This window comes from Bacillus sp. LUNF1, from assembly GCF_011008975.1.
Classification (GTDB): Bacteria; Bacillota; Bacilli; order Bacillales; family Bacillaceae; genus Bacillus; species Bacillus velezensis.
On record NZ_CP048876.1, the window covers coordinates 2,197,563 to 2,214,433 of the forward strand.

Here is a 16,871-nt window from a genome sequence, read left to right on the forward strand (position 1 = left end):
CTCGCTGTCTTTTGTCCTAGTATAGCCTGTTTTCTGTCGAAATTGTACGATTTCAATAAAAAAATCAGCCCGCGGGCTGATTTGTGAGAAACGAAAAGACAGGGCAACGCAGCCTCTGTCTTTTTTAAATGATGTAAACCTTTTCATAATACGAGAAAAAGAAAGGCTGACGGTTTAGTACACCCAGTCGGCCATTAATTTTTGATACGGTACAAGCTCTTCCTGTTTAAAGAAAATGTGAATTTCCCTCTCAGCGCTTTCTAAGGAGTCTGAACCGTGAATGATATTTTTGCCGACAAACATGCCGTAGTCACCGCGGATTGTGCCCGGCAGTGCATCTTTCGGGTTCGTTTTTCCGATCAGCTGTCTTGTGATCTCTACTACATTTTCCCCTTCCCATACCATTGCAAATACGGGCCCTGATGTAATGAATTCCACAAGCTCGCCGAAAAACGGCTTCCCTTTATGTTCAGCATAATGGTTTTCAGCCATCTGTTCTGAAACTTGCATTAGCTTGGCTCCTGCCAATTGTAAGCCCTTACGCTCAAATCTGGATAAAATCTCTCCGATCAGCTGGCGCTGTACGCCGTCCGGTTTTACCATGATAAAAGTTTTTTCCATAAGATTCTCCACCCCATCATTATGTATAGGCTTTCAAGTTGCACACCGAAATCGTAACATCTTTCTGACAATTAATCAATCCAGGGCGGAGAATGTTCACATCTTGTTCGTAAAAGGAATTTAAAATTTCCGTTTGCCGATATATTTGGCGATGGCGGCCAATGATGAGCGCGCACGTCCTCTCGGCAGTGTATTCAGTTTTTCAAACGCTTTTTTTAAGTACCTGTCACTGACGGCCATTGATTTTTCAATCGCGTCTGTGCGTTTAATATTTTCAATAATGGGGGCGAGCTGCTCCTGTGTTGTTTCACTGTTAATTAATTTCAGCTGATTTTTCAATTCAGGCTGACGGAGTGCATACAAAACGGGCAGAGTGACATTTCCTTGCAGCAGATCCCCTCCGACCGGTTTTCCCAGTTCCTCTTCCGTTGAAGTGAAATCAAGAATGTCGTCAATAATCTGATAGGACATGCCCACGTAATAACCGAACCAATATAATGCCTTGTGAATCTTCTCATCAGCTCCCGAAGCGATGGCGCCGAGCTGACAGCTGACGGCAATGAGAAGAGCCGTTTTCCGTTTGATGCGGCGCAAATAGGTTCTGAGGTTTTGCTCCATATTGTATTTATCTCTGATCTGTTCAATTTCTCCGAGGCATACTTCTACGATGGTTTTGGACAGGATCCGGTGGGCTTTCGGCTCATCCAATCTCGTCATCATCTCAAGTGAGCCCGCAAGCATATAATCACCGGTATACATGGCGATGCGGTTGTCCCACTTGGCTTTGATGGTCGGTTTTCCCCTCCGCAGCTCGGCGTCATCAATGACGTCGTCATGCACGAGGGACGCCATATGAATCATTTCCAGCGTCACCGCAACATATTTTATTTTATTAATGTCATAGTCGCCGAACATGCCGGAAAGCAATACGAAAACAGGGCGGATCCGCTTGCCGCCCGCCTGGAGCAGGTGGAGCCCGGCTTCACTCAGCAAGGGATAGTCTGACCGCACCGTTTGCTCAAGCTCCCTTTCGATCACATCAATATCGTCATTTAAAAAAGAATAGGCCATTTTAAATTTCATATCATTCACCCAAACATCTGTATATTCATCATTTCCAACCGATATGCGTAGCGGCCACTCCGCCGGTAAACGAATGGTATTTGACATTCGTCAGGCCCGCTTCTTCAAACAGACGCGCAAGTTCTTTCATACCGGGAAATTCTCTTGCCGATTCTTGAAGCCAAGAATATTCTTTATAGCTCTTCGCAAACATTTTTCCGAAGAAAGGCATGATGTATTTAAAATAAAGAAAATATGCCTGTCTGAATCCGAACATTTCCGGCTGGGATGTTTCCAGACATACGACCTGCCCGCCCGGTTTGACGACCCGCCGCATTTCTTTCAGCACGGTCAGATAGTCGGGAACGTTTCGCAGCCCGAAGCCGATGGTGACAAAATCAAAAGAATCATCAGCGAAAGGAAGCTCCATCGCATTTCCGTGCAAAAGCTCAATTTGGCTGTAACCGCCCTCTTTCACTTTTTTCTCACCGATGCTCAGCATATTTTTGCTGAAATCCAGTCCTTTGATTTCGCCGCTTTTTCCGGCCGCTTCTGCGAGGGCAATCGTCCAGTCAGCCGTTCCGCAGCAGACATCAAGCGCTTTTGCGCCTTCTTTTACATTCATGATCTGCATCGTTTTGTCGCGCCACTTTTTATGCTGCTGAAAACTGATAACAGAGTTCATTTGGTCATAATTTTTATAGATTTTTTCAAACACGCCGTGTACGCGCTGTTCTTTTGACTCCTGCATGTTGATTACCCTTCTTCCACTTTCTGATGATATGTTTTGTCCTGGCTGATCGCTTTAAGCCGGTTCAGCATGAGGTTTTGGATTGGTGAATTGAGCGGCAGCAGCGTTTCAATGCTTTGCTTTGCCTTTCGGAAGCTATCTTCCATTATGTCAGCCTTTGATTTCCCTGACTTTACAATATTGCCGATGACATCGAGAAATATAGCATTGCCGTTCATCAGCCGCTTATATACAAAAAAATCACTCGCCAGCTCTTTCCAGCGCGGAAGATTAAAGTGGTCTGACACTCTGTGAAACAGGGCCGCTTCCACAATCGCCATGCTTTCGATCAATTGATTCAAGTCATTGACAGACCGATCGTACAGACGGATTTTATGCTCATTGATTTCTTTAATTGCCGTAGCGAGCGTCCGAATCATATAGATATCCTTCATTTCAGATAAAAGCGAATAATACAGTCCGCTGAAATAGTCGCCGGCAAGCACGGTGAGCTGCCGGTTTTTATTTTCGTCTCGCTTTAACGCTCTGGCTGTTGTCACTTCATCGTGGGTATCAAGGGCGCTTTGGACAAGCATCGCAGTTACTATGTAATTTTCTCTGTCGTTGTTCTTAATGTCCGCCTCTTCAAACAAAGCGTGAAAAAGAAGAAGCTTATCCTCATCGATTTTAGGCGCGGAAATATGTTTCGCTAAATAAGGATGAGACAGCTTTTGTTTTAATTTCGTATTTAGATTCGCTAAAGTTCCGTAGATGTCTTGCAAAAATATCACCCTTGTCCCCAAATTCACATTTATTCTAATATGTATGAGATTTACTCGTCATTATTATACGCAGGTATCATTATAGCATAAAAAAAAGAAATTGGCTGTATTCTCCCGCCGTTTGCGGGCATTTGGCAAAAGCGGGAAACAGCCGGCTTATTTTTTTTCGCTGTTCATTTCTCCGTAAGCGGTCTGGATGAGGGCGTTGCCTCTCACTTTGATGGCAGAGGTATGCTCAGTAAACTGAGCGATAATCACTTCGCCTTTGTCCAGTTTTTCGGAATGGTGAAATTTCGTATCCGTTCCTCTCGTTAAACCGATGACGTTCACGCCGTCCTCGACCGCTTTAATGACGACAAAATCACTTGAATGCTTTGAATTCATATCTGCACCCTCTATCATTATTAATCCGCACGTTTAATATGTTCTAACACTTCGGAACGCGCCGCTGCGTCATCTTTAAAAATACCTCTTACAGCGGAAGTCACTGTTTTTGCGCCCGGTTTTCTTACGCCCCTCATCGTCATGCACATATGCTCAGCTTCGACGACAACCATGACGCCGTGGGGATCTAAGGTCTCTACGATGCTTTCTGCAATCGTTGAAGTGATGCGCTCCTGCAGCTGCGGGCGTTTTGAGACGGCTTCCACCGCCCGCGCCAATTTACTCAGGCCCGTCACTTTGCCGCCGCGCGGAATGTAGGCAATATGCGCTTTTCCGTAAAAAGGAACAAGGTGATGTTCACACATGGAATGAAACGCGATATCTTTTACAAGAACAAGCTCCTCATGGTCTTCTCCGAAAACGGTTTTAAAGTGTTCTTTCGGGTCTTCATTTAATCCCGAGAATACTTCCGCGTACATTTTTGCCACGCGTTTCGGCGTATCTAAAAGCCCTTCCCGGTCCGGGTCTTCTCCAATCGCCTCTAAAATCTGGCGAACCGCCTGTTCAATCTGTTCTTTATTAACTTCTTTCATTGTCTGTGTCCTCCACCATTGAATACATTTAATTTCGATTCTAGCACATTTGCCGCGCCAAAAGCAAAACGAAAGTCCTGCCCGGTGACCGAGGCTGCTTAAATATGAAAAGCCCCTTTATCAAGGGGCTTTTCTGTGAAGAAACAAAGTGTATGTATCAGATGCATACACGATCTATATTCACAATTATTTTCCTGCAACAGCGTCTTTAAGAGCTTTACCTGGTTTGAAAGCAGGTACCTTGCTTGCAGGGATTTCGATTTCTTCACCTGTTTGCGGGTTACGTCCTTTACGTGCAGAGCGCTCGCGCACCTCAAAGTTACCGAAACCGATCAGTTGGATTTTATCACCGTTTTTAAGTGCATCTAAAATCGTATCAAAAACAGAATCAACTGCTTTTGTAGCGTCTTTTTTAGACAATTCGCTTGCTTCAGCAACCGCATTGATTAGTTCTGTCTTGTTCATGCCTTTCACCTCCTCCCAAAAGGGTATCAAATCAGCAGTTTATTATCATTTCTTCACAGTTCAGCCTGATTCTAAACCTGTCTGATAAAAAATCAAAGCAGGGAAGAACAGACAAGTAAACGGCTTTTCAAAAGAAAACAGACACTTTGAGGAATGTTTGTCCAACAAAGTGAAGATTTTCTGTATGTAGAGTAACACATATAAAAAGCCATATCAAGCATTTTAAAGCCTCAATCCCTTGCTCGTCAAGGTTTTCACGTGTTTTACCGAACAAATATTCCTTTTTTTGCTTTTTTCCTCCTAATCCTTGATTGATTTCCAGTATCTAAAAAGAAGAAAAAAAGACCCCCCGTTTCAGGAAGAGGTCCTTCAGCTTACAAAATAATGGCGATCAGGCCGCCTGAGCCTTCGTTAATAATTCTCTCCAGCGTTTCTTTCAGTTTATATCTCGCATTTTCCGGCATGAGTGACAGTTTTGCGGAGATTCCTTCTCTTACGATAGAGCTCAATGATCTGCCGAAAATATCGGAGTTCCAGATAGAAAGCGGATCATCTTCAAAGTCCTGCATTAAGTAGCGGACAAGTTCTTCACTTTGTTTTTCCGTCCCGATGATCGGCGCGAATTCACTTTCCACATCCACTTTGATCATATGAATGGACGGAGCGACCGCTTTGAGCCTTACTCCGAACCTTGATCCCTGTCTGATGATTTCCGGTTCATCAAGGCTCATATCGGCTAAGGCCGGGGCGGCAATGCCGTAGCCGGTCTGTTTCACCATTTTCAGCGCATCTGATACCTGATCATATTCTTTTTTCGCGTGGGCGAAGTCCTGCATTAATTCAAGCAGGTGGTCTTTCCCGCGGATTTCAACACCGACAACTTCTTTTAAAATCTGGTCATATAAATGATCCGGCGCATACAAATCAATTTCTGCGACACCCTGGCCAAGTTCGATTCCGGCCAGACCGGCGCTTTCAATAAACTCAAATTCACTGAAGTGGCCGACAACCCGGTCGACATCGCGCAGGCGTTTAATATCTTTTACGGTTTCTTTCACTGATTCCTGGTAGCTCTCTCTGAGCCAGTGATTTTCTTTCAGCACCATGACCCAGCTCGGAAGGTTGACATTGACTTCCAGCACAGGGAACTCGTAAAGCGCTTCTCTGAGGACGCTTAACACATCTGTTTCCCGCATGCTTTCAACACTCATGGCCAGGACGGGAATATCATATTTCGCGCTTAATTCAGCTCTGAGCGCTTCTGTTTCCGGGTGGTACGGTTTTACCGAGTTGATGACCATAATAAACGGTTTGCCGACTTCCTTCAGCTCGTCGATGACTCTTTCTTCCGCTTCCACGTAATCGCCCCGCGCGATATCGCCGATTGAGCCGTCTGTCGTAATGACGACCCCGATTGTGGAGTGTTCCTGGATGACTTTTCTCGTACCGATTTCCGCTGCCTCATGAAAGGGAATCGGTTCTTCGTACCAAGGTGTATTGATCATTCTCGGTCCGTTTTCATCCTCATATCCCTTCGCCCCGGGAACCGTATATCCCACACAATCCACAAGACGGATGTTGACATCAAGTCCTTCTGCGACATGAACGGACATGGCTTGATTCGGGACAAATTTTGGTTCTGTGGTCATTATCGTTTTTCCTGCTGCGCTTTGCGGAAGCTCATCCTGCGCCCGCGCTCGATCGGCCTCATTGCTGATATTCGGGAGCACCACGAGCTCCATAAATTTTTTAATGAATGTAGATTTCCCTGTACGGACAGCGCCAACGACTCCTAAGTATATATCGCCCCCTGTTCGTTCAGCGATATCCTTGAAAATATCGACCTTTTCCAAGTGATCCCCTCCCGGACTTCCTATCCTTATCATTTTTCATTCACCATTCTCCAATCAAATACAGGACACTATATGTGTATGACGTTGTCCTATTTCAATATGACATCTTTAGAAAATTTTCAGGCAGTCTTTTCTATCAAAATCAAAAAAACCTTTCTCCCTATTTGTATGCGCGGGAAAAAGGTTCATTCCTGTTTCGTTTGACTTTCTAAAAAAACGGGTTCCTGTTTTTCATTTACGGTGTAAGTGACTGAAAAGGCCGGGACGAAAGGAGTCTCTTTCCATAAAATATCCTGAATTTCCGCGCCCGGTTTGATTTTCTTTTTGTTTTCCTTCAGGCAGCGGGCGAGATCGACGCGATAGTCGGCATAGATTTCTCCGTCAGCGCCGATTAAAAGCGGCAGAGACGTGCCTGAAACCGGACTTTTGACTGAAGGAGAGTCTTTCATGCCGAGCTTTTTTTTATTTAAAGTGAACAGCCCTTTTGAAACGGCGTCCTCATAGGGAGGATATGTATGCTTTTCCTGATACATTTTGACACGCAGCTTCATGTCACGGATTGCTTCCGCCATTTGGAGATCGACCAGCTTGACGGTCGGCTTATGTTCCACATCGACAAGCACGTATTGGTACATTCCCCCGCTTTCATAAGCTGAGGCCGGCGGCTCCTCTATGTATCTAGGCGCGAGCCGCTTAAAATCTATCGGATATTTTTGATAGAGCGGTGTTTTCATATCTTTTGTCTGAATCGGCAGAAGTCCGCCGTTCGCCTTTTTAAATTCATCCACTGCCGCTTGCACCTGCTGAAGCTGATGTTTGTAAGATACTTTATTTTCAGTTTTTTTCGCTTCAGGGTACAGACAGCCGGACAGCAGAAGCACCGCCATTGCCGTTATGACGGCCATTTTTAACTTATGCATTCCGCGCCCCCTTTCGGCTTTATTCATTGACAGGCCCGCTGAAAACGACCATTAGCACGATCAATCCCGAGATGACCATGCAGGCATAAGCGAGTGAAGAAACCGCTGCTTTTATCAGTTTGTTTTTCACTTTGTACCTGCTGACATAAATAGAGGCCACCGCAACAAACATTAATCCCATAGCACCAAGCGCAAACCACATTTTCATCAATGCCACACTCACGTTCGTGCCCCCCCGTCCCATCATTGTAAGCGTTATATTTCATTTTAATATACAAATGTTGAAAAGATCAACAGGTTTTCCATCTATTGAAAAAACAAAAAAACTGAAGCAAAGAGGGGGACTTTGCTTCAGTCAAGTTGACTATATTCACCTGTACGTCTGAGATACACTCTCTTGGACTTCGATGCTATAGTATGCGTAGATGCGTACGTCTGCATCCTCTTCTGCCTAAATCAGCAAATGTTTTAAGCGATTTCAGCCGGAGAGTTCTGCGTTTTGGACTTTCGTCACTTCAGAATATGCTGACGGCATGGTATTGTCACTTCACCCGGTTTTCGAATGTGTTGACCAAGTCTTCCATCTCATGGGTTTTCACTCTGGCCATTAAGGATTCTACGGCTGTTTCTACCTTCTGCCCGTTAAATAATACTTGGTGAAGCGCCTCTGTGATCGGCATTTTCACTTGGTATTTTTGAGACAGCTGATACGCAGCTTTCGTCGTCCGCACGCCTTCAACAACCATCCCCATCTTATCCAGGACAGCTTCCAGCTTGTATCCTTTGCCGAGCAGGTTGCCGGCGCGCCAGTTTCGGGAATGAACGCTTGTACACGTCACGATTAAATCGCCTACGCCGGTCAGGCCGGAAAAGGTGAGCGGATTTCCGCCCATCTTTGTGCCGAGTCTGGCAATTTCAGCAAGACCTCGGGTGATTAAGGCCGCTTTTGCATTATCTCCGTATCCCAATCCGTCTGTAATCCCCGCTGCAAGAGCGATGATATTCTTTAACGCTCCCCCTATTTCAACACCGATCATATCCGGATTGGTATAGACGCGAAAATGCTGGTTCATGAATAAATCCTGAACCGCTTCTGCAGCCTTGATATTTTTTGAAGATGATGTAACAGTCGTCGGGTGTCTTAATCCGACTTCCTCAGCGTGGCTCGGCCCTGAAAGCACGACGATGTCTTTTCTGTACTCCTCAGGCAGCTCCTCTTCCATTAATTCTGAAATGCGGAGAAGCGAATCCGGCTCAATTCCCTTGCTGACATGAACAAAAATCGATTGTTTCGGGATGTACGGCAGAGCCTTTTTCAGCACTTCCCGAATGGCTTTTGTCGGGACTGCCACAATGATGAAGTCAGCTCCTTTTAAAGCCTCGCTTAAATCAGCTGTACCGATGATAGAACTTGATAGCTCCACCCCCGGCAGATAATCTTTGTTTTCATGCAGTTCGTTGATTTGATCGATCAATTCGGCACGATGTCCCCACATCATGACTTGATGTCCGTTATCAGCCAGCACTAAAGAAAGTGCAGTGCCCCAGCTTCCCGCTCCAAGCATTGCCACTTTTTTCATCTCTGTATCACACCTTTTTATTTTCTTGCTCTTGCAAATATTTTAATTGGCGTACCTTCAAATCCGAAAGCGTCCCGGATTCGGTTTTCTAAAAAGCGTTCATAAGAAAAATGCATCAGCTCCGGATCGTTGACAAAAACAACGAAGCTCGGCGGCTTAACAGCGACTTGAGTCGCATAGTAAATTTTCAGACGGGAGCCGTTGTGCGTCGGAGTCGGATTCATGGCGACCGCATCCATGATGACATCATTTAGGACATTTGTCTGCACGCGGAGAGAGTGGTTTTCACTCGCTTTAATAATCGCAGGCATGAGTGTATGAATCCGCTTTGTCGTCAGTGCCGACATAAACAGCACCGGCGCATAATCGAGAAATTGGAAATGTTCCTGAATATTCTGTTCAAATTCTTTCATCGTGCGCTCGTCTTTATCAACAGCATCCCATTTGTTTACGATAATGACGACGGCTTTCCCGGCTTCATGGGCGTATCCGGCGATCCGCTTGTCCTGCTCAAGGATGCCTTCTTCTGCATTCAGCACAACGCCGACGACGTCTGAGCGGTCAATGGCTTTTAACGCCCGCAGCACACTGTATTTTTCTGTTGTTTCATATACTTTACCCTTTTTTCTCATTCCCGCCGTGTCAACGATTACAAATTCCTGCTGATTGTAGGTGAACGCCGTATCCACTGCGTCTCTGGTCGTTCCGGCTACGTTGCTCACGATAACCCGCTCTTCGCCGAGCATCGCATTGACAAGGGATGATTTTCCGACATTCGGGCGGCCGATCAGGCAGAATTGAACGACATCATCACTGTACTTCGTCTCCGGAATGTTTTTAAAATGCTCAGCACAAGCATCGAGCAAATCTCCCAATCCTAAGCCGTGTGTGCCCGAAATCGGATACGGTTCTCCAAAGCCGAGCGCATAAAAGTCATAGATGTTCGCTCTCATTTCGGTATTATCTAATTTATTAACGGCTAATACGACCGGTTTTTTCGTCCGGTACAGTATTTTTGCCACCTCTTCATCCGCAGACGTCACACCTTCGCGGCCGTTCACCATAAAGATGATCACATCAGCCTCGTCCATGGCGATTTCAGCCTGCTGGCGGATCTGTGTCAGAAACGGTTCATCTCCGATATCAATTCCGCCCGTATCAATCAGGTTAAAATCATAATTCAGCCATTCCGCCGAACTGTATATCCGGTCCCGCGTCACTCCGGGGGTATCTTCTACTATTGAAATTCTTTCACCCGCAATCCGGTTAAAGATTGTGGATTTTCCCACATTCGGTCTTCCGACAATGGCTACGACAGGTTTACCCATAGTACCCTTCCTTTCAATCCAGCCGCTTACATTTTCACAAAAAATTGTTCAACCGGTTATTAAAAATCATCTTCGCTATGAAAAGAACCCTTCAAACAGAAGGGCTTAACTCATTTATTATATCAGTTTTCACTGAGATCACAATGTATTCTTCAAAATGTTTCGCATTCATGTAACAGTCTCCGTCTGTTTTCAAGACATTTTCGTCGCTCCTTTGCCCTGCTTTTTGCTTTTTTGGCTGATGCGCGCCGCAAGCTGTTCATATGTAGTCAGCCCGACGAGAAGAATCACTCCCGCCGAACAGCCTGAAAGCCATTTATAATCCCCGACGGCTGCCGCACCCGCAATATTGCGGATGACCGCAGCATACAATAGCTCCCCCTGGCACATGCCGAGAACAAAAAGACAAAGCCTCTCAGGGAACCGCCCCTCAACAGAAAGCGTAATAACGGTAAGCAGTATAACCGCCGCCCATTCAGGTTTTATGATAAACCAAACAGGATCATATAATGCAAAAAGAAAAATAAAGCCGTACGCCGCAGCCGCCGTCAGATGAATCACAATATTACGGAGCCGTTTATGCATACCGAGGCTTCCCGCATAAACAAATGCCGCAGCAAAAAACATGACATATGCCGCGTTCAGCGTAAAATAAGCCGTAATCTGATGTATGCTTGCCATCATATTAGTCAAAATAAAGACTGATACGTAAAAACGGCTTTTTGTTTTGGCAAAAATAAAAGTCGCAAGTATCCATAAAAACCACATTGACCAGTAATAATAAAACGGTTCCATAATCGCTCCTCCTCTGATCAGTATGGAGCGGGAACGCATTTTTTAAACCAATTATACCTGAAAGGAGCGGATAAGGATGGGAAAAGACAGACAGGAGAAAAAACTGAAAGCCTCCCGCCGGGTGGAATCTGATCGCGATGATTCGATTCACCATAAAGGAGCGACAAGCCTTGAGCAAAACGGGGAATTCCGAAAAAGAAAATCGTAAAAAACAGAAAAAGGCATGCGGGTCCGCATGCCTTTTAACGTCTGCTGAAACGGGACGTGTCAATTCCCCGTTCAGAAAGCCAGTGATGTGTGTCACCTTTTATGACCAAAGGCGCCTTTTGCAATTGGGAAACCGATTGGCATCCGAGGGCGGTCATAATCATTTTCAGCTCTTGCAAAAGCGCCGTCATCTCGTCAAACAGGCCCTCTTCTCCTTTAGAGGTGAGAGCTTTCAGGAAAATGCCCGCCATTCCCGCGCTGGAAGCACCGAGGGCAATCGATTTGGCGACATCCAGGGCACTTTGCAGCCCGCCGGATGCGATAATTGATTGATCAGCGGAGAGCGAATGGATTTCCGCTAAGCTTGCAGCAGTGGAAATTCCCCACGTATTAAAAAATTGAAGCGCCTTCTCTCTGCGCATATTTTCGATCTTAGAGAAATTTGTACCGCCGTATCCGCCGGCATCAACTGCTGCTGCGCCAGCATCAAATAACTGCCGTGCCGATTCCCTGCTCATTCCGAAGCCGACTTCTTTGACAAAAACGGGCACTCCCGCTTCCGCCGCAATCCGCTCAATACGGCCGAGAGCGCCAGTAAAGCTTCTGTCACCCTCTGGCATGACGATCTCCTGAATCACATTTAAATGTATCTGGAGGGCATCTGCTTGAATCATATCAACTGCCCTTTTCGCCTGCTCAGCATCCGCCTCGCTGCCTAAATTGGCAAATATCAGCCCGTCCGGATTCTCTTTTCTGACGATCTCGTAAGAACACCGTTCGGAGGGATCTTTTAAAGCTGACATTTGCGAACCGACAGCCAGCGGCATGCCGGCTTTGTGCGCGGCTCTTGCCAGCGATCTGTTAATTTCGTATGTAAGCTGTCCGCCGCCGCCTGTCATCGCATTGATAAAAATCGGCGAACTGCTTGTGAGTCCGCCGATTTTCGTTGATATATCCACTTTTTCCAATGCTAGGTTCGGTAGGCTGACATGAACAAACGTAATATCATCAAGCCCCGTTTCCCGGTTTTGGCCGGTAGACAGCGCATGATTTATATGTTCTCTTTTTCGTTCTGCTCGTGTCACGTTTTATCACCAATTTATTTTAATTTATTAAGCTTGTCTCCGATTAAATCGCCAAGCTGGAAGCCGGTGCTCGGCTCTTCTTTCGCCTGGTATTGGCGGAAGTCCTCTTGATCGGCTTTCGGCGCTTCTTCAAGCTCACGCATGCTTAAGGAAATGCGCTCTTCGCTTTCGTTCACGTCAAGCACTTTCACTTTAACAGTCTGTCCTTCTTCAAGCACTTCATGCGGCGTTCCGATATGTTTATTGGAAATTTGCGAAATGTGCACAAGTCCTTCCACGCCCGGAAGAATTTCAACGAAGGCGCCGAAGCTTACAAGGCGCTGCACTTTTCCTTCAAGCACATCTCCCTGCTTTACCTTTTCGCCGACCTGGCTCCAAGGTCCCGGCAGCGTTTCTTTAATAGATAAAGAAATACGCTCGTTATCGCGGTCTACGGACAGTACTTTCACTTTTACGTCCTGACCTTCTTCCACCACGTCAGACGGTTTTTCGACGTGTGAATGAGACAGCTGCGAAATATGAACAAGCCCGTCAATTCCGCCGATGTCGACAAATGCGCCGAAATCAGTCAGACGCTGCACTTTTCCTTCAAGCACGCTTCCAACCTCAAGCGTTTGGAGAAAATCATGCTTTTTGGCTGTCTGTTCTTTTTCCACTACAGCCCGGTGTGACAGAATCACCCGGTTTTTATCACGGTCGAGTTCAACGACGATAAGAGAGAGGGTTTTCCCTTTATAGTCAGTGAAATCCTCGACGAAATGAGCTTCGACAAGTGATGCGGGAATGAAGCCGCGAACACCGATATCAACGACGAGGCCGCCTTTCACCACATCTTTCACTTCAGCTTCAAACACTTCTTTTGTGTCGAATTTTTTTTCAAGGTCTTCCCAAGCGCGGTCAGCATCAACGGCACGTTTAGATAAAATCAAAGCATCGTCTTCCACTTTTGTTACTTTCAGGTCAAGCTCGTCGTCAACTTTTACGACATCCGATGCTTTCTCTACATGAAGACTTGATAATTCACTGATTGGAATGATTCCGGACTGTTTGACATTGACAATTTCGACATCTACATGCTTGTCCTCTACCTTTGTCACAATCCCTTTTACTACATCTCCAACCTCTGGCACTTGAACATCAATTTGATTCATTTCCTCTGTCATTTGAATAACCTCCTTGGTCCAAACCTACACAGCTTAATTAATACGGTTTGAAAGCTGAACATGTGAATGTCCGCTTTTCAGCCGAATATGTATTAAAGAATCATCCAAAAAAGATTTTGAATGATCAATAAAAAGTTTTATTAGTATTAACTTCTAATAAATGGACTGGTTTGTCAAGCAATAACATCTTGTCTTTCGAAAAAAATTATAAAGCGCTCCGCCCGAAGTTAACGTGATTTCTGTTCGACGATCTCCAGAATTTTTCCCGCGACTTCGGCAATGCTGAGTGACGTCGTATCGATTTCAATCGCGTCTTCCGCTTTGCGCAGCGGGGAAACTTCCCTCTCTGAATCGAGCTTGTCGCGTCTGGAAATTTCTTCAATGAGCGTCTCGTAATTCACGTCATAGCCTTTTTTCTTATTCTCTTCATATCGGCGCTTCGCTCTTTCCTCTACGGACGCGAGCAGAAAAATTTTCACTTCGGCATCAGGCAGCACGTGAGTACCGATATCACGGCCGTCCATGACGACACCGCCTTTTTGTCCGAGCTGCTGCTGTCTTTTGACCATTTCTTCTCTGACGCCTTTATGCTTGGCGGCGATTGATACTTGGTTGCTGACTTCGTCTTTTCGGATTTCTTCTGTCACATCTTCTCCGTTTACCAGAACGATTTGTCCTTCCGGAGCGGATACAAGCTCAATTTCCGTACGCTTCAGCAGCTCTGTAAGCGCGGCTTCATCAGTTAAATCGGCATTCTGCTTGAGCGCCGTATATGTAATGGCACGATACATCGCTCCTGTATCAATGTACACATATGATTTTTTCTCAGCCACTATTTTAGCAACGGTGCTTTTTCCGGCAGCGGCCGGCCCGTCGATCGCAATTGATAATTTCTTGTCCATAATCTCTCTCCTTGCTCTTTACTCCTCTATGGATTGTATCATGAACTGCCGGAAAAGGGGCGAAAAAATTGAGCTGATTTACCGCTTTACCGTTTCAATCCATTCTTTTTTCTCCATTTTATCAACTCCCTCATATTTCACAGCTTTCGAAATATAAGGTTCAATAGGCTGATAATGAAGCAAAAACTGCACCGCGCCCAAAATGATAAGCTGAATGCAGACCAATTTGACCAGCAGACGTTCAAACGTTTTCATACACGCGCACCTCCATTAGGATTAGTATGGAAAAGTGCGCTGCTGTTTATTCCGACAGACTGTTTCTTCTCTGCTGCAGCTGCGCGCGCATGCAATATTGGAGTAAAAGCTGCTGCGCTGCGAGGCCGATTTCTGTAAATTCAAGCGTCATTTTTTGTTTATCCGCCTTTTCATCATAAAAAATCCGCTGGGTAACAGCCTCAGCCGTTATATCCGCCGTATTTTCCTTGCCGGGAAGAGAAAATGAGACATACAGCTTTTCACCTGGTTCCGCGGAAATATGCTCAGGCATCACAACAGCGATTCCGCCGGCGCTGATATTAGAGGAAACCGTTTGGAAAGCGGTTTTTTTCGCTTCCATTTTGACGGATACATCCAATACTGCTTCTGCACGGACGTATCGGCGTCTTTGAATCCGCTTCATTTTCTTCTGAGGAGGGATGTCCAATCCGATCATCGGAATGGGGTCTTTTTTCTTTCCTTTGATTATGCTTTTAAATTGATACGGCACTTGGCCATCCCCCATAAATTCCGCTGTTATTTCCAATCCTTTATGCAAAAAGACCGTCCGTCCCGAATCCAGATCGACGGGATATGAGATGTGCAGTTCGCCGTTTTCAACGCTTACTGCTTTGCTCCTCGCTTTTTTGGGCTCATTGTTCTCTATGTATTCAATCCAAATATAATCTCCGACAGCTATCATGGGCCTTCACTCTTTCATTATTTATGCTTTTATTAAAGCATGTAACGAAAAAAAGGAAAAGACTTTTAGTCCTTTCCTCCTTTATTTTTATAGGTCTTTATATATAGGTTCTGCACTTTTTAACTTTTCTATTTTTTCCTCTTTTCCGTCGTCCGCATTGATGAACATTTGATACGTGTCTTTCCCGATCGTTCCGAGCATTTCGTAGCAAAGCACTTCCTGACCAAGCTCATTTGTGATCAGCGCCTGCCGCGTCTCCCGCACTTCAACATTTTTATTCAGCTTCGCTTTCGCTTCATCAGCTGACAAAGCGGGAGCCGGAATCGTTCTCGTGCGGTGCGCCGCCAGGTAATCACGCGCGGAAAAACCGACGACTTCACCATCATCCAGCGCCACTTTCATTCGGATGGCTTCCGGATAAATGCGGACATTTTTCTCCACGGGAATAAAAGAAAAGACGCCGATGTTATTATATTGCGCGCTTTCATCAATTTCGAGACCTTTTGTTTCATATCCATTTTTCTTTAAAAACGCGACGGCCCGGTTAGATGCTTCATTGAGGCTGATCTTTTGTTTCTTCACGGCCCGTTTTTGAATCAAATAGACCGGATGTCCGCCTTTTTGGGTAATATCCATATAGATAAAAGACTTGTTGTCGGCGTCTTTCATGCGGATGCTGTATACGTCCCGATTCGTCTTCCTGCCGCTTTTGACCACTTTAATTGAATAATTATGATCAGGCGCAAACCGTTGTGCGATTTTGACCGCTTCTTTTTCCGTAATTTGTTTTCCTTTCAGATGCGTAAAACCTTTTCGTTCTGTATTTGCTCCCGTAAATGTGGGGCTGATGCTGTCTTCAGAAAAAGCGCCTACATTTTTTTCGACTGTTTTAAAGCTGTCAACGATCGTATTATCGCTTTGTTTTTTGTCAGAGGCGAGCGCCATCTCAACATCCATCCATCGTAAATTTTTGCTCATAACGAGATGCTGAACGCTGCGGAGCTGGTTTTGAATGTTCTCCGCCTGTTTGTACAGGCTGTTCAGTGTTGTATATTCTTTCTTATCAAGCGGTTTTTGGTCTAAATCCCGGACGGATGTTTTATAGCTGAAATCTCCTATGTTGGATAAAAACTCCTCCGTCTTATTAAAAGGCATAAGAGTCAAGGGCAGCTGGCTCACATTGTTATGAGCTTCAGATGTTATTCTCCATACATCAATGAGCGCCGGAGACAGAGATTTTTTACTGTTCATCGCAAGCGTCGTCCCGATTTTGTCGTGAAGCTGATCTACATGGTACGTCAATTCATGAAAAGCCCTTTGATAATTATTTTCCGCATGCAGAAGGACCGCATCTTTTTCCTGATGCTCTTTATATCCCCAGTATCCGGTTGCGGCGATCGCGACACCGAGAACAGCGATAATAATTCCTCTAATCATGTTAAC

Annotated in this window: 20 protein-coding genes; 1 reads left to right on the forward strand and 19 read right to left on the reverse strand. The window is 45.5% G+C overall.

All coding sequences use genetic code 11. The features are described from left to right. Nucleotides 1–174: 174 nt before the first annotated feature. The 13 genes from ndk to G4O42_RS10635 form a co-directional block, all read right to left on the reverse strand. Entirely contained in the window at nt 175–621 is a 447-nt protein-coding gene (gene ndk / locus G4O42_RS10575) for a nucleoside-diphosphate kinase (protein ID WP_007409456.1), read from the reverse strand. 120 nt (nt 622–741) lie between these two features. After that, the gene (gene hepT / locus G4O42_RS10580; RefSeq protein WP_003153454.1) at nt 742–1,704 is read right to left on the reverse strand and encodes a heptaprenyl diphosphate synthase component II; all 963 of its coding nucleotides are present in this window, start codon (nt 1,702–1,704) and stop codon (nt 742–744) included. Between the two features lie 28 nt (nt 1,705–1,732). Continuing rightward, nucleotides 1,733–2,434, reverse strand: coding sequence for a demethylmenaquinone methyltransferase (menG, locus tag G4O42_RS10585; protein WP_003153453.1), 702 nt, complete (start codon nt 2,432–2,434; stop codon nt 1,733–1,735). Nucleotides 2,435–2,439: 5 nt separating this feature from the next. Continuing rightward, on the reverse strand, nt 2,440–3,195 hold the full coding sequence (gene hepS, locus G4O42_RS10590; RefSeq protein WP_007409455.1) for a heptaprenyl diphosphate synthase component 1: 756 nt from the start codon (nt 3,193–3,195) through the stop codon (nt 2,440–2,442). Nucleotides 3,196–3,351: 156 nt separating this feature from the next. Then, the gene (mtrB, locus tag G4O42_RS10595) at nt 3,352–3,579 is read right to left on the reverse strand and encodes a trp RNA-binding attenuation protein MtrB (RefSeq protein ID WP_003153449.1); all 228 of its coding nucleotides are present in this window, start codon (nt 3,577–3,579) and stop codon (nt 3,352–3,354) included. Between the two features lie 20 nt (nt 3,580–3,599). Further along, on the reverse strand, nt 3,600–4,172 hold the full coding sequence (gene folE, locus G4O42_RS10600; protein WP_003153448.1) for a GTP cyclohydrolase I FolE: 573 nt from the start codon (nt 4,170–4,172) through the stop codon (nt 3,600–3,602). A 186-nt stretch (nt 4,173–4,358) separates the two neighbouring features. Beyond that, nucleotides 4,359–4,637: a non-specific DNA-binding protein Hbs gene (gene hbs, locus G4O42_RS10605; protein ID WP_003153447.1), complete on the reverse strand. Its 279-nt coding sequence runs from the start codon at nt 4,635–4,637 to the stop codon at nt 4,359–4,361. Nucleotides 4,638–5,011: 374 nt separating this feature from the next. Then, complete coding sequence (gene spoIVA / locus G4O42_RS10610; protein ID WP_007409454.1) at nt 5,012–6,490, reverse strand: stage IV sporulation protein A; 1,479 nt, start codon at nt 6,488–6,490, stop codon at nt 5,012–5,014. 185 nt (nt 6,491–6,675) lie between these two features. Then, on the reverse strand, nt 6,676–7,410 hold the full coding sequence (locus G4O42_RS10615) for a hypothetical protein (RefSeq protein WP_007612249.1): 735 nt from the start codon (nt 7,408–7,410) through the stop codon (nt 6,676–6,678). A gap of 19 nt (nt 7,411–7,429) precedes the next feature. Then, complete coding sequence (locus G4O42_RS10620) at nt 7,430–7,633, reverse strand: DUF2768 domain-containing protein (protein ID WP_003153435.1); 204 nt, start codon at nt 7,631–7,633, stop codon at nt 7,430–7,432. Nucleotides 7,634–7,952: 319 nt separating this feature from the next. Further along, the gene (locus tag G4O42_RS10625; RefSeq protein WP_003153434.1) at nt 7,953–8,990 is read right to left on the reverse strand and encodes an NAD(P)H-dependent glycerol-3-phosphate dehydrogenase; all 1,038 of its coding nucleotides are present in this window, start codon (nt 8,988–8,990) and stop codon (nt 7,953–7,955) included. A 17-nt stretch (nt 8,991–9,007) separates the two neighbouring features. Continuing rightward, nucleotides 9,008–10,318 (reverse strand): ribosome biogenesis GTPase Der, encoded by a 1,311-nt coding sequence (gene der, locus G4O42_RS10630; protein ID WP_032873250.1) that lies wholly within the window; start codon nt 10,316–10,318, stop codon nt 9,008–9,010. 192 nt (nt 10,319–10,510) lie between these two features. Next, entirely contained in the window at nt 10,511–11,113 is a 603-nt protein-coding gene (locus G4O42_RS10635) for a YphA family membrane protein (RefSeq protein WP_012117870.1), read from the reverse strand. 76 nt (nt 11,114–11,189) lie between these two features. Here G4O42_RS10635 and G4O42_RS10640 point away from each other — a divergent pair, with 76 nt between their 5' ends. After that, nucleotides 11,190–11,321, forward strand: coding sequence for a YpzI family protein (locus tag G4O42_RS10640; protein WP_003153429.1), 132 nt, complete (start codon nt 11,190–11,192; stop codon nt 11,319–11,321). Between the two features lie 34 nt (nt 11,322–11,355). Here the strand turns inward: G4O42_RS10640 and fni are convergent, their stop codons facing one another. From fni to ypeB, 6 genes are all read right to left on the reverse strand, one after another. Continuing rightward, nucleotides 11,356–12,405: a type 2 isopentenyl-diphosphate Delta-isomerase gene (gene fni, locus G4O42_RS10645; protein WP_032873249.1), complete on the reverse strand. Its 1,050-nt coding sequence runs from the start codon at nt 12,403–12,405 to the stop codon at nt 11,356–11,358. Between the two features lie 14 nt (nt 12,406–12,419). Then, the gene (rpsA, locus tag G4O42_RS10650) at nt 12,420–13,568 is read right to left on the reverse strand and encodes a 30S ribosomal protein S1 (RefSeq protein WP_007612259.1); all 1,149 of its coding nucleotides are present in this window, start codon (nt 13,566–13,568) and stop codon (nt 12,420–12,422) included. Nucleotides 13,569–13,795: 227 nt separating this feature from the next. Continuing rightward, nucleotides 13,796–14,470, reverse strand: a complete 675-nt coding sequence (cmk, locus tag G4O42_RS10655; RefSeq protein WP_015240110.1) for a (d)CMP kinase — start codon at nt 14,468–14,470, stop codon at nt 13,796–13,798. 78 nt (nt 14,471–14,548) lie between these two features. Then, nucleotides 14,549–14,725 (reverse strand): YpfB family protein, encoded by a 177-nt coding sequence (locus G4O42_RS10660; protein WP_003153420.1) that lies wholly within the window; start codon nt 14,723–14,725, stop codon nt 14,549–14,551. A gap of 46 nt (nt 14,726–14,771) precedes the next feature. Next, nucleotides 14,772–15,428, reverse strand: coding sequence for a flagellar brake protein (locus G4O42_RS10665; protein WP_032873248.1), 657 nt, complete (start codon nt 15,426–15,428; stop codon nt 14,772–14,774). Between the two features lie 87 nt (nt 15,429–15,515). Beyond that, nucleotides 15,516–16,865, reverse strand: a complete 1,350-nt coding sequence (gene ypeB, locus G4O42_RS10670; RefSeq protein ID WP_007409448.1) for a germination protein YpeB — start codon at nt 16,863–16,865, stop codon at nt 15,516–15,518. Nucleotides 16,866–16,871 lie beyond the last annotated feature (6 nt).